General features: G+C 39.7%; 10 protein-coding genes and 2 pseudogenes. 7 read left to right on the top strand and 5 right to left on the bottom strand.

The window, feature by feature from the left end; translation table 11 throughout:
• Window positions 1-486 precede the first annotated feature (486 nt).
• A complete protein-coding gene (locus tag Q0541_RS11770; protein ID WP_298910099.1) occupies window positions 487-1,482 on the top strand; it encodes a nodulation protein NodZ in 996 nt (331 codons plus the stop codon).
• A 265-nt stretch (window positions 1,483-1,747) separates the two neighbouring features.
• Here the strand turns inward: Q0541_RS11770 and Q0541_RS11775 are convergent, their stop codons facing one another.
• From Q0541_RS11775 to Q0541_RS11785, 3 genes are all read right to left on the bottom strand, one after another.
• Window positions 1,748-3,145 (bottom strand): ATP-grasp domain-containing protein, encoded by a 1,398-nt coding sequence (locus Q0541_RS11775; RefSeq protein ID WP_298910103.1) that lies wholly within the window; start codon window positions 3,143-3,145, stop codon window positions 1,748-1,750.
• A gap of 450 nt (window positions 3,146-3,595) precedes the next feature.
• Complete coding sequence (locus Q0541_RS11780; protein WP_298910106.1) at window positions 3,596-4,429, bottom strand: class I SAM-dependent methyltransferase; 834 nt, start codon at window positions 4,427-4,429, stop codon at window positions 3,596-3,598.
• 4 nt (window positions 4,430-4,433) lie between these two features.
• Entirely contained in the window at window positions 4,434-5,666 is a 1,233-nt protein-coding gene (locus tag Q0541_RS11785; protein ID WP_298910109.1) for a sedoheptulose 7-phosphate cyclase, read from the bottom strand.
• Between the two features lie 963 nt (window positions 5,667-6,629).
• Between Q0541_RS11785 and Q0541_RS11790 the strand changes: the two are divergent.
• From Q0541_RS11790 to Q0541_RS11810, 5 genes and pseudogenes are all read left to right on the top strand, one after another.
• Window positions 6,630-6,773 (top strand): annotated as a pseudogene (locus tag Q0541_RS11790) (SAM-dependent methyltransferase); the annotation flags it as partial.
• A 124-nt stretch (window positions 6,774-6,897) separates the two neighbouring features.
• Window positions 6,898-7,110: pseudogene (locus tag Q0541_RS11795) on the top strand (SAM-dependent methyltransferase); the annotation flags it as partial.
• A 414-nt stretch (window positions 7,111-7,524) separates the two neighbouring features.
• On the top strand, window positions 7,525-8,610 hold the full coding sequence (locus tag Q0541_RS11800; protein ID WP_298910112.1) for a M4 family metallopeptidase: 1,086 nt from the start codon (window positions 7,525-7,527) through the stop codon (window positions 8,608-8,610).
• Window positions 8,611-8,760: 150 nt separating this feature from the next.
• The gene (locus Q0541_RS11805; RefSeq protein WP_298910114.1) at window positions 8,761-9,060 is read left to right on the top strand and encodes a protealysin inhibitor emfourin; all 300 of its coding nucleotides are present in this window, start codon (window positions 8,761-8,763) and stop codon (window positions 9,058-9,060) included.
• 55 nt (window positions 9,061-9,115) lie between these two features.
• Window positions 9,116-9,940 carry an alpha/beta hydrolase gene (locus tag Q0541_RS11810; RefSeq protein WP_298910117.1) on the top strand — a complete coding sequence of 275 codons (825 nt, stop codon included), beginning with the start codon at window positions 9,116-9,118 and terminating at the stop codon, window positions 9,938-9,940.
• A gap of 73 nt (window positions 9,941-10,013) precedes the next feature.
• Here the strand turns inward: Q0541_RS11810 and Q0541_RS11815 are convergent, their stop codons facing one another.
• A complete protein-coding gene (locus tag Q0541_RS11815; protein WP_298910120.1) occupies window positions 10,014-10,466 on the bottom strand; it encodes a RidA family protein in 453 nt (150 codons plus the stop codon).
• 157 nt (window positions 10,467-10,623) lie between these two features.
• Window positions 10,624-12,117, bottom strand: a complete 1,494-nt coding sequence (locus tag Q0541_RS11820) for an amidohydrolase family protein (RefSeq protein WP_298910122.1) — start codon at window positions 12,115-12,117, stop codon at window positions 10,624-10,626.
• Window positions 12,118-12,234: 117 nt separating this feature from the next.
• On the opposite strand from Q0541_RS11820, the gene Q0541_RS11825 reads away from it, so the two are divergent.
• Window positions 12,235-13,029 (top strand): aspartyl/asparaginyl beta-hydroxylase domain-containing protein, encoded by a 795-nt coding sequence (locus Q0541_RS11825; protein WP_298910294.1) that lies wholly within the window; start codon window positions 12,235-12,237, stop codon window positions 13,027-13,029.
• Window positions 13,030-13,358: the final 329 nt, after the last annotated feature.

Below are 13,358 nucleotides of genomic sequence, written 5' to 3' on the forward strand. Positions count from 1 at the left end.
TAGGTCTAAAGAGATAAGACCTTAGTTGGCAATTTTGTCAATCATTGATTTGGGTTATCATTAATGACATGATTTTGGTAAACTATAAAACATTGAGTAAAATAGCTGTGTTTACTGAAAGGAAATTTATCCGACTTACGCACTGTACAAATCAATTATGATATGCATTTCCCAAAATAGGACGTTTTAGGCTTTTATTAATCATTATTTAGGGGTAAATAGACTGGCACCCTACAGGTACAGCAATGTTCCCGACGGCAGATGTAGTTTTTCAAATTACCCATATTTGGTCTTTACTGTCAATGTCTAAGTCCTAGTTTCATCAGAAGATTGAAAAAAACTCTTTCAAGCGTAAAATCAGGACGATTTATTTAGTTATGCTTAGTTTTGTTGGTTCATTATTGATTCTATCAAATGTGTTTTATGTTGATTACACCCGATGAACGATCACTCATTTGATTTTAAAGTTGTTAGGAGAAATTAGAAATGGTTGGAGATAAATTTCTAGTAGCGAAAGGGAAAGCAGGGATGGGAAATCGTTTTCTCGCTCTCTTGGACAGTATTTTATATACTCAGCTTACTAATAGAAAAATAATTGTTGATTGGAGCGATGAGACTTACTCCGATAATCGCAGCAATGTTTTTCCTAAATATTTTAATCTTCATCATCTTACTCAAGCTTCAGAAATACCTTCTACTCAATCTGTCAATCCAAGTTTCTGGAAGAATAACTTAGAAAAATCTGTGAATGAATTATTGTTATTATATGAATCTGAAGCTGATTTAAGATACAATAATCCTAGAATATGGTCAAAATATACTACTAATATGTCGCGCATCGATTATAGTGAAGATGTTTTGATTAGATGGTCGTTTGTAACAGAGACTTATAAGCTAAGACAACATTTTTCAGGTGATTTTGCTTATCTACAAAGTCTGAGTAATGAAACTATCTTAAAAAAGATAATTAGAGAAAATCTGAGTTTACAACCTAATATTCAAGCAACTATAAAAAAAACTATAGATAATTCTTTTGAAGATAACGTAATGGGGGTTCATGTTAGATATACTGACAGAAAATCTTCAATTAATACATACTTAAATTTTATTGATAAGATTTATGAAAAAGATCCTAAAACTTTGATATTTTTAGCAACTGATAATAAAGAAGTAGAGGATTTTTTTAGAACTAAATATACTAATATTTTAGTAACAGATAAGTGGTATCCAATGTCAGGATCTTCTTTACATCAGAATCCTGAATGTCCAGATAGGTTTGAAAATGGTGTTCAAGCTTTAGTAGATATCTATCTATTAAGCAAATGTAATTATCTAATATACGACAAAACTTCTACGTTTGGTGTAGTTGCAAAGTTAATTTCTGATATTCCAGAAACTAATATAATTGAAACTTCTCAATACACTTTAAGAGGAAAAGTCAAAAACTTAATTTCTTGGCTCAGAGAAAAGGAAATTCTTTAGTGACTTAAGTTAGTTTTTTAATGTGATTTGCATTGCACAGATTACCCCCCTGTAAAGGGTGTAAATGATAAATCATGTTCCCTCCCTAATACATCGGGGAGGGTTAGGGTAGGGTAAAGCTGACGCTCAAACCCAATATTTGTAAGTTATTTCAAACCTGTGTATACACCGTAGCCTTGTAAAAAGGGGTTGGGGGGAATCGAGTCTTATCCGAACCGTATTGGAAGATGAGGGAGAAGAATTACTAACTCCTAACTCCTTACTTTCAGTCGCCCCCTAATTCCACCAGTTTGCCGATATTAAAATCAATCTTTACCCAGCCCTTGAGTTGTTGCAGATTTTTTAGCAGAAGTAAGGTAATCTGCCAATGGTGCAAAGTTAAAAATGGTATCGGATCATCCATGCGATAGACGGCATCTGTGCCTCGGACTAAGTTCTTCAACCAAGTTTGCAATTGTTTCCCAGAACGAATCTCAGTCAATCGCCAGATTTCGTGATACATCCAGTAAGTAGGCTTGCTATTAGTTAATGGTTCTAGGGGTGCAGGTAGAGGAGTTTTACCAAGATAGGCTTCTGCAACACCTGGGTGATTGTAGAACATTGTAATTGCCGAATGGGTGCGAGGATTACATTCAATGGCGTATACTGTACCATCTTCAGCTTGAATAAGGTCAAGAGACACTTGTCCAGTCAGCCCCAAACTTTTGACGAAGTGTTGCACCCATTCCCGAATTTGGGGATTTTCGACATTTTCGTAGTTAATCTGAAATGCAGAAGAATTTGAGCAGCAATGCAACCTTAATTCTCCATCCCGCACCGTGCTATGGGTGCATAATTCTTTCCCAGGAATAAATTCTTGCATAATCCAAGGTTTTTCTGGGCTGATGGGTAAACTCTTGACAAATGCTGCTGTTTCTTCAGGGGTATCACAGGGAAGTTTGGTTAAATTTAAGCGGCGAACTGAGTCGTAAGAAATACTTTTAAGAATATATTTGCGCGTTTCTTTACTAAAATCGAAATTGATAACTTGCTCAGGATCGGTGATTTTAAAAGACTTGGGAACAGATAAACCAAGCGATCGCGCCTGATCGCTAAAGGCAAATTTATCATCCAGCATCTTGGTTATATCAGCATCGAAGTGGAAAACCTCACAGTATTCTGATAGTGCAGACTTTGCTAAAGAGTCGTAATAACTAGCTACAGGGCTGCATACGGGTACATAAACGTCAATCTTTTCTTGTTTGACAATTTCCAATAGTGCCTGGGTGTAGCCTTCTGGGTCGTCTTCTGGTGTAGGAACCGTATAAAAACGACTCACAGCATTTGAGAATCTATGCCCAGATAGCCAGTATTTGTGACCTTCAATCAGAATAACTCTGTGTCCTGCTGCATGGAAGGAACGGGCAAGTTGCAATGCTTTGGTCATTTTGCCCCCACTCACTAAAATATTCTGAGGATGAGCAGCAAAGCCAGGTTTTTTTGTAAACGGGCGACGCACAATGCCCCACAGCAGGGATAGTAAAACTACAAAACCGTTGATAGGCAAGGCTATCAGCAATAGTGCTAAAGTAGCAAGGGTCTTGAATAGAACTACTATTTTTATCCTCACACCCTTTAATGGCGTTGTGGATTCAGGAACAGATAAAGAAACTGATTGGGCCATAATTTTATTCCTTTGCGTGGAATGCGGTCTTTTGTAGGGGCGTACAGCTGTACATTGGTGTCAACTCAACGTTACGGCGGTTAGAAACCGCGTCTACACAAATTTTACCCACTTGCGTGGGTTTCAAACCCTCAATTTTTCATTAGTCCGCTCCGCAAAGGAGAGTTTGTGTAGCCACGAATTCCATTCGCCTAGCTCTAGGTTGACATGAAATCGGCGGTTAGAAACCGCGTCTACACAAATTTTACCCACTTGCGTGGGTTTCAAACCCTCAATTTTTCATTAGTCCACGGAGGCAAACGAGAGTTTGTATAGCCGCGAATTTTATTCGCCCTAGCTCTAGGCTGACACTGTACGCCCCTATTGGATATTGCATCCAAATGAGAACCGCGATAAAATCGCCTTTTTCTGATGCTTTGAATTGAGAACTACCCCAATTCTCTGCACCTCTTACACTAAGCGTCTAATCAAAGTCAGACCATCTCGTATAGGTAACAGAACTTGCTCTACACGAGGATCTGCGGTGACAATACGGTTGAATTGAGCGATCGCCTCGCCATTGGCAGTCCGCTGTTCAGATGGTAGGTAAACTTGTCCCTGCAACAAAGTATTATCTACGCAGATTAACCCGTCGGTAGCCAGTAAGTGAGTATCCAAAATAACTTGGAAGTACTCTACATACTCCTTTTTATCGGCATCAATGAAGATCAGATCAAATGATTCTTGTGCCGCCGCCAGTTTGTGGAGTGTTTGTAGAGCGGGTGCCACTTCTACAACAATCTTGTCGCCGTGGGGAGACTCCTGAAAGCAAGTTTGAGCAAATTCGGCAACATAAGAATCTACCTCACAAGCAATCAGTCGTCCATTATCTGGTAATGCTTCCGCCATCGCCAAAGCTGAATATCCTGTGAACATTCCCACTTCTAGGATGGTTTTGGCCTTGGTCATATGCACAAACATCTTCAGTGTCTGTCCTTCAAGATGTCCTGAGAGCATTTCCTGCTCTAGTTGACGCACTGTTTCACCATCACTAAAGCGTTTACTCCAGTCTTCTTTGCTGGTTTTCTGCGCTAGTGCTGTCAATGCTGTTGATTCGGGGGTAGTGCAATCATCCAGGTAAGGATCTAAACCCGCCGCCAATTGGAACCCTTGGCGCAGAGATGTCAATATCTCTAAAGGAATATTACTTTCCTCTGCTATTTTGAGGGTTTTCTGTAGCTGCGCCACCAGAATGCTGTGTGGCGTTATCGGTCTAGCGGTATCTTGTCCTAAGATACTGGTCATGTTTTCACACTCCCAATAGTTTGGATTCTTCTTGAGTATCTATGTAAGCGTCAATTCCATCTCCACCACGAGGGTATGTAGCACACAGATGTTTGTGTTCAGCTAAGGCTGCATTTAATTCTTCACGGGTAAAATCGTTGACAAAAAAGCACTCACCAATGGGTTTCGGCATAGCTGCGCGTTGTTTGCCATCTCGCGTCAAGCTAATACACTGGGTAGCATACCAGAGCAAATCTGCATCTAGTAGAGGATGATCGATTGATAAACCTATACGATTCATCAAGCTTAGAATGCGATCGCGTTCTTCAGGTGTAATATAGCCACGTCTTGCTGCAATGGTTGCAGATAAAGCCATGTCTATATTGACTGCATGACCGTGATACAGGGGTATCATCGGAGCTAATTCTAAGGTCGGACTCCAAGTATGACCGTAGGCAATGACGCGATCAAGGTCTAATTCATGCAAGTTAGGAGTTTCTAACTCCAGCATGGTTTTAATTGCCTCATAATTGAGTTTGTGAGCGATCGCTTTCAGTTCACTTGTGCCATTCACATATCCAAAGTGAGTGGAAAGCAGTTCTTCGCCATACTTATCCAGCAATTCAAAGACTTCAGAGTTAGCAACAACAGCAATTTTGACTAACTCTGCCATCCCATTACGAACTTGAGCCGTTGGTAATGTTTGCAAAAAGGAGAAATCAAGGATAACTTTCAAAGGAGCATGATATGCACCCAAGCGATTTTTAAACTTGTGATGGTTGACTGCAACCTTAATCGCCACACCTGCATCAATCAAACCAATCAGTGTTGTAGGAACGCGAATGTAGTTACTCTTGCGACGGTAAGCAGCACACGCAAACCCAGCTACATCAGTGATTAAACCACCACCCACTACTAACACTGGTTCCTTGCGGATTAAGCCAAAGTCAGAAAAAGCATCAACAATTTTTTCAAAGGTTGCAAGGGTTTTAGCTGGCTCAGTAATCACAATCGGAACTACAGTTACATCAATGTCATAGTGTCTAAAATATGACTTGATTTGCTTCCCATATAGTCGATTGACATTCGCATCAATCACAGTCAAACAGCGACCAAATTTTTTATAGCTGTCTGCAATTTCTCTGTTATTGATATCAAATGCACCGTTGACATAGATAAGACTAAACTCAATTTTTTCGTAACCTTCCACACGAAATTCAGCTTCCGTTGCTTGAAACGATGCTTGAACATTATTCATTGCTGTTAACCTTGATCTAATTGAAAAATTTGTGAAAATTCCAGCAAAATTTTAGATTCACCCTGATGTGGGGCAATAATAAATGAGGCTTATGGACACCGAAAACTTCCGCCACCCTAAAGCAAGCTTTCTCAAGAAAAGCTTATTACTATTAGCAAATGATGTTAATAACTAACACCGTTATTTAGCTAAATTTCTGTTAACCTCTTATTCGAGGTTGCCTCAAGACTAATCAACTAGTCCCATTCAAAAATATAGGCATGACACTTGCGCTCTTTTGGGATTGTTGACCTAAATTCAGCAAGTTAACCTTAATTTAGATTAACTCCAGTATTGACTTATAGTAAATTCACCTGAATGCAGATTAACTTCACGATGAACTATGTTATATCCATCTATAGATATAGAGGTTTTACAACTGTTTTAATTCGCAAAATTTCTAATAGAGAAAACTGGATAAATAGTTTATCTCCGAGCTTCCATTTGAGATTACAGCCCTGATTAACCTTCAGTTCGCTGTTTTTTAGCATTAGTCTCGAACCTTTTTTCGCTAAACTTGCCACACTCTGTTTTACCCAGAATGGCAGTGGACTTCTAGTTTGATTCAGTTAACTTTCTGTTCAGTATTTAATATACCAAAGTCAGTAGCTTTTGAAAACCAAAATTTTTAATTTATCAGAGTTACTAATTACACATATCAGTTTAACTCAATACATGGGCCATTTTATCTTTACAAATCTTAAAAAAGAGTTAAATTGACTTTTTCGTTCAAAATCATGGGATTTCAGCTTAAATTGAGAGATAACTTGCTGGTTTATAACATAAAATGTGATATATGTATTCTGCCAAAAGTATATTGAGAGAATATTTTTTAATACTAAAAGTTGCCCCTACGATGTAGCGCGGATCTCAGTAATGATGGATGATTAATATTGATTAGTGTGTCTATTTGTTCTAATCCCCATGCAACAGCTATATCCTGGAGAGGTATTTACCAACACTGCTGATTTTGACACTGGTATTCGCCAACTGTTACCCAGATCCGATGAGATGTTCGAGGTAATTACCCGTTGTCTACTTTCCCCAAGCTGGCGTATTTTAGAATTAGATCGTCTCGCTTGATGCCTCTCCAGCAGTGCCACAAAAGTAACTTCTAGTCCACATAAACTCCTCTAGACAAGTTGGCTGGATGAAACAAGAATCCCACCCCTTCAAGGAATGGGAGCGTCAAAAAGTAGCACGAGAAGAATGGTCAGTTCAACAGGGAACTAATTTAACAGATATTCGCGCGAAGCTTGGCACTAGCAGCACCCAAGGTTACTCCAGTCAAAACCAGCTAGCTACCTTGGATGCTCATTTAGAAATGTTGACCAAAGCTGGATTTAAGATAGTTACAGTGCCTTGGAAATATTATAGTTTGGCAGTGTTTGGTGGCTGGCTATGAAAATTTGAGGTTTTGGATGCCTAGATTTGGATTTAGCTGTCCCCAATCGGTATTTATAAAATTAGCAGCCTTATGGTAACAAAACAGCAATAAATAAGATTATTTCCCTTGATAAGAACTAATATATAAACGCGTTGGGTCTGTGAAGGAGGTCTTGCTAACTCATGCAAGGATTTTGGCTGAAACTTGCGGTATCGAAGCTATCCTTGTATTTTTATGCAATATTTACACATCAGAAGTACCCGTAAGGGTACTATCAATCCTCCACAGACCTATCTGAAAATACAAAGGAGAGAATTTTCTTCAGAAAAGAAACCAGGGAGACGCGATTTGCATTCGTTTTTCTTCTTTTTTCTCCAGTGCAGTGAAAGCCACTGTTTGCCATCACTTAGTTTCAAAAGGAGAATATCTTGGATGGCTCGAAATAAAAAGAAATCAGCTGGGTTTAAGTATGAGCATCCACTTGCCTCTAGGTGCCCGATTTGTTGTATTGTTCCGCCCCACATGCTGGAAAATGTAGCGGTGAATGGCAACCCCCAGCAACGGAGTTGGGCTTTTCATACATTAAATGTTTCGGCACAATTTCTGGGGCGGAGAAATGTCATAGGTAATGTCTCATTTGCACCTTCTCCGGGTGAGAAGCGCCGCACTATTTACGATGTTAAAAATGGGCAGCAACTCCCCGGCACATTGGTGCGTGCTGAGGGCGATCCTCCTAGCAGTGATACAGCAGTGAATGAAGCCTATGATGCTGCTGGTGCTACTTATGACTTGTTTCATGAGATATTCGATCGCAATTCGATTGATGACAAGGGACTGCGTTTAGACTCCACTGTGCATTATGGCGTCAAATATGACAACGCCTTTTGGAACGGTGACCAAATGGTTTATGGTGATGGGGACGGAGAACTGTTTCAAGGCTTCACGAAGTCAATTGATGTGATTGGGCATGAGCTAACTCATGGTGTAACCCAGTATGAAGCGGGTTTACAGTATTATGGCGAACCAGGGGCACTGAATGAATCCTTTTCTGATGTCTTCGGTTCCCTCGTGAAACAAAAGACCAAAAATCAAACTGCACAAGAGGCTGATTGGCTGATTGGCGAAGGTCTTTTGGCACCCACTGTCAAAGGTATTGCCCTGCGCTCAATGAAAGCACCGGGAACAGCATACGATGATCCAGTACTGGGTAAAGATCCGCAACCAGCCCATGTGAAAGATAAATATACTGGTTCTGATGATAACGGCGGGGTGCATATCAACTCAGGAATTCCTAACTATGCTTTTTATCTAGCGGCTGTAGAAATTGGAGGCTATGCCTGGGAAACAGTTGGTAAAATATGGTACATAGCTTTACGCGATCGCCTAAATGCCAAAGCAGATTTTAAAAAAGCTGCCAACGTCACCATTCAAGTTGCTGGCGAACTCTACGGTGATGGGAGTAATGAGCAAAAAGCTGTGCAGAGCGCTTGGCAAAAGGTGGGAGTTATTAAGAGTTAGGAGTTTTTTCTTAACTTCTAACTCCTAATTCTTAACTCCTAACTTTACTTTTAGATGTGTTGTTTGTTGTTGCTAAACTGGGAGGTGAAAACTATCATTTCCCAGTCTTTGTATTTCTCCCAACTAAGTAGCACAACGGAGAGCAAAAAAATGCGGATATCCTTTGAACGCACGGGCGGCTTTGCTGGGATTACCAAGAAAACAACCGTTGATACAGACACTCTCCCGCCAAATGAAGCCGCCACACTTTCTTGCCTAGTGGAAGCTGCTGATTTATTTAGACTACCTGAACAAATTACTTCGCCAAATCCCCAGAGTGATCGCTTTGAGTATAAGTTAACAGTAGAAGATAACGGTAAGCAGCATACGGTGACTGTCAGTGAAGCAGCATTGCCAGGAACCTTAAGACCCCTAATTGAATGGCTACAGAACATAGCACAAAAAAGGTAATTTGCTGAAAAAGTTAAATAAAGGCTGACATAAATCCTAAATTTCTCAGGGTACTATGAATAAACCAATTAAGCGAGCTTTTTTAGACACTGAAGATGGACAGATTCTTTATCGGATCGGTGGTGAAGGAGAGCCTTTGTTACTGCTGCATATGAACCCCCGCAGTAGTGACGAATATCGGGAATTAATGTCAATTTTGCTAAAAAAGTACCGCGTGATAGCGATGGATTTCATGGGGTTTGGTGAGTCTGATAAACCGCCAAAATTGTATACAGTGGCAGACTACGCTAAAACTGTTATTGCCCTGTTGGATGAGTTGGGTATTGAACAAACAAATATTCTGGGGAACCACACGGGCGCTTTCGTTTCTGGAGAAGTAGCCGCAGCTTATCCGGAACGGGTTAATAATTTAATTTTGTGTAACGTTGCTGGTTTTGGTGAAGCTGGAAAAGCAGATTTAATGAGGCGGTTTCAGGAAGGTTTCGTCATAAAAGAAGACGGTTCACACCTGATGGAAAGATGGTTAGCTCGTGCAAGATATGTAGGTTCTGCTGAGTTAAATCATCGATGGGTTTTAGATGATTTAAAATGCTTTGGCTATCCATTGTATGCAGTTTGGGCTGTGGGAAATTACTGCATTGAGGCTGCCGAAAGATTTAGTTTAATTAAATGTCCATCTCTCATTCTTTGGGGAATTGATGATGTGGAAGAATTTGAGCGATTGGGTTTAGCACTAGCACAAGATAGATATTTTCTCTCTCAAGCTCTTCCTCATAGTAAAGTTATCGAGTTTTCAAGCGGAACTATTTGCATGATGAACCAAATACCAGAAATAATTGCAAAGGCAGTACTCGAATTTTTGGATAGTCTGAATCTTTAAAGACAGTAATATATTAGTATCTTTTGGTGGAAGATTTATTTTAGTTTCTGGATTGTCACCCACTATGAATCTTCTATTTAGACAAAACAGCTGTACACTTAATCTCAACTATCAATTCTGGTGTAGATAAACCAGTAACGCCGATACCAGTCCAGGTAGGATAGTTATTAGTAAAGTAGCGGTCTTTTACTTGCATAAACAATTGTAAAAATGGAATGATATGCAGTGGTTTATCAAAAGCAGTTGCTTCAGCTTGGAATTCCCCTAAGCCAGTACCAGTGACATGGTAAGTAATCATTTCTACCACATCATCAAAGGTATATCCTCCTGCATCCAGCACCTTTTTGACGTTTTCAAAAGCCTGAACAAACTGGGCTTCTATGCCTTTAACAATTTGCAAATTTTCATCTCTGCCTACCTGCCCAGATATGTACAAAGTATTACCAACTTTAACACCAGGGCAATAATGAAATTTTTCATATAAAATTTCCATGCCCTTGGGAACGATCACTTGGCGAGTGGACATCACGAATTTCCTTATACTTATAATGTTTTTTTAAATGACAACGAGTATACAGTTTAGCAATAAACACTAGTTTAGATCAATTTTAGATGTCACCATAGCAGAGAAATGAGAAAGTAATTGATTCAAAATTATTTTTAGTTTATGCATTCTTATTTGTCTATATTTTAGAATTTAAATAACGTCCTCTAGGCGCACCTATTACCTGTCCTCGATGGTAAATTATGTTCCCCCGCAAAAACGTACTTTTCACCCGCCCAGTTAACTCTACACCTTCAAAAGGTGTGTAACCTTGTTGTGACTCCGACTCAGCCGCACGTACCACAAAACTTTCATTAGGGTCTACTAACACCAAATCAGCATCATAGCCAACAGCAATATCACCTTTTTCTAACAAACCAAAGCGCCGTGATGGGTTCCAAGATAGCAACTTAGCCATGTGGTTGTAAGACATCCCCCGTTTGCTACCTTCACTAAATACACCAGAAAGTAAATATTCTGTACCGCCAAAACCAGACTTTGCTAACCAAATATTATTCGGGTCTTTAGCACTTCTTTTTTGTTCAGCAGAACAGCAAGCATGGTCGCTAACTATCCAATCTACTTGATTGTTGAGTACTGCTTGCCATAAGTATTCCACATCGGCACGGGGACGAATAGGAGGGTTGACTTTTGCCCAAGTACCATTAGGGGTATCGACATCTAATAGCAAATGTCCAACAGTAACTTCTCGCCGAAAATTGATGTGGGGAAAAGCAGTTTGCATAGTTAAAGCTGCTTCCATTGCTTTACGTGAACTCAGGTGCAACAAATTGATATTTGCACAGTTAGTTTCATGTGCCAAATAAGAAGCAATGCAAATTGCTAAACCTTCGGAATGAGGAGGACGTGCTGCACTATAGGCATGTAGTCCGCTAAGACTAGAATCATTTTCAACTATTTTGGTATAAGCGTTGAGAATTTCTGCAACTTCGCAGTGCAAACTCAAGCTGATAGTATCTCGCGCTTCTGGATGTTTTTCTATCAAGCGAGTTAGACCGCGCATAATAAATTCAAAATGGGCGAAGTCGTACCGTTCCTCTTTGTTAATCATCAAAAAGAGGTTTTGCTGGTCTGACAAACCATGCAACCCATAACCGCCATAAAACATGAAGATTTTAAACGAAGATACACCGTGTTCCTCAAACAATAGAGGTATTTCGTCGATATGCTGGCTAGCTATAGGTGCAACGTGATAGCTGTAATCTACAAAAAAATTACCTGCGGATAACGCCAACACCTCTGGAAAAAAATCGCGGTAGGAGCCGCCTTTGTTAAGATAATACTGCCCTGTACGGATGTAATTTAAGCTGGTAGTCACACCTCCCATAGCGGCTGCTTTGGTTTCAGTCACAGCATCTTTGTCGAGGGGTTGATAGATACCGATGTGCATATGGGCATCCACGACCCCAGGAAAGCCTAGCAGGTTTTTGCCATCAAATACCTCTTTCCCTGTGTCTGGGCTAATATTAGGGGCAATCTGAGCAAATTTTCCATCCTTAATTCCTAAATCAAGTAGTGCGTAGGCGTAGCCCGTCGTAGACATCGCATCCTGATGGGGACGAACTACGCGCACATTTTTGATAATTTGATCTAATAGGGGGGTTTCAGACACAGTAGACCTCACACTAAAATGAGTTTAGTCAGGAATTCCAACATCGAATCGTGACGAAGACCAAATCTGATCATTATATAACGGTTTTTTATGAAATCATCTTCAGGAGAAAAGACAATGGAAAGTTTTAATGAGTATCATATAGACCCAAAGGAATTTACTTTTCTCAAAAGTTTTCAAGATAGCTGGCAATTTATTAGAGATGAGTTTACAAGCTTTATTAATAATGCATCTAATGAAGAGTTAAAACTCACTTACGAGATTCTGGGACCTAAAAGTAAAACCATTAAAACGAAAGGTAATGCAAAATACACTGCTTTTGGTATTTTATTTCAAGGTATATTTATTGAAGAATATATTCAAGCACATCAAATACAATATCCTGATTATGGGTTAGATGATGCATCAGAAAAAGCACTTGCATTAAGAGAGAAATATTTCCCAAATTTGGCTAAGGTGATAGAAAAAGTGAACTTTAGCGATAATGGTGTGCTCAGAAATGTGTATTTTGGTACATTCCATCCAGGCTTGGATATCAAGCTACATGTGAACTATAATGCTCATATGAATCGTGGCTATCTAGGATTGATTGTGCCAGAGGGCGATGTGGCTATGAAAATATGCCATGAGCAGCTTTATTGGCATGAAGGAAAATTTCTGGTTTTAGATCACAGCTATCCACACTGTCCGCATAATTACACCAATTATGACAGAACTGTCTTGGTTGTAGACTTTTTTAAACCGGATAAACCCAGAGAGGAAGTTATCCAATTTGAGAAAGAGCAAGTCACACAACGGATGCAAGATAATCCTTACAGCTTAGGTGTTTTTGGTAAAAGTGATAAAGCTAAAGAAGAAGATTTTATCAAGTATGGTTTAGCTCATCAATTAAAGTGGGAGAAAGCCTTATAAGCTTAACGTAACGCACCTTAAAGGTTGTTTCAAAAGTGTTTAGCTGTGATTTTAGGCACTTATTGATCTCCCCTAGTCTACGCCATTAGCTCATAGGGGAAACCCCCTACAGCCCTTTTCCTAAAGAAGACACTATGTGAACGGGCATCCTAAGGTAGGCGCTAGCCTCTCCTTTTGAGAGAAGACCACGCTAGCTACCCGTGGAACTGGAATCAAAGTCCCTCTTTTTAAGGGGGATTTAGGAGGACTTACAAGTCTTTGATATATCACAAACAACTTTTCAAAAATATTCTTAGATTCTTGATGATACGTTAGCTGAAAGCATAATG

Origin of the sequence: uncultured Nostoc sp., assembly GCF_937863485.1 — a bacterium.
Lineage (GTDB): Bacteria > Cyanobacteriota > Cyanobacteriia > Cyanobacteriales > Nostocaceae > Nostoc.

Coding starts and splice junctions, on each gene's coding strand:
- Q0541_RS11805 (WP_298910114.1), top strand. CDS start 8,761: ATGCGGATATCCTTTGAACGCACGGGCGGCTTTGCTGGGATTACCAAG.
- Q0541_RS11800 (WP_298910112.1), top strand. CDS start 7,525: ATGGCTCGAAATAAAAAGAAATCAGCTGGGTTTAAGTATGAGCATCCA.
- Q0541_RS11775 (WP_298910103.1), bottom strand. CDS start 3,145: ATGGCCCAATCAGTTTCTTTATCTGTTCCTGAATCCACAACGCCATTA.
- Q0541_RS11825 (WP_298910294.1), top strand. CDS start 12,235: ATGGAAAGTTTTAATGAGTATCATATAGACCCAAAGGAATTTACTTTT.
- Q0541_RS11770 (WP_298910099.1), top strand. CDS start 487: ATGGTTGGAGATAAATTTCTAGTAGCGAAAGGGAAAGCAGGGATGGGA.
- Q0541_RS11810 (WP_298910117.1), top strand. CDS start 9,116: ATGAATAAACCAATTAAGCGAGCTTTTTTAGACACTGAAGATGGACAG.
- Q0541_RS11780 (WP_298910106.1), bottom strand. CDS start 4,429: ATGACCAGTATCTTAGGACAAGATACCGCTAGACCGATAACGCCACAC.
- Q0541_RS11785 (WP_298910109.1), bottom strand. CDS start 5,666: ATGAATAATGTTCAAGCATCGTTTCAAGCAACGGAAGCTGAATTTCGT.
- Q0541_RS11815 (WP_298910120.1), bottom strand. CDS start 10,466: ATGTCCACTCGCCAAGTGATCGTTCCCAAGGGCATGGAAATTTTATAT.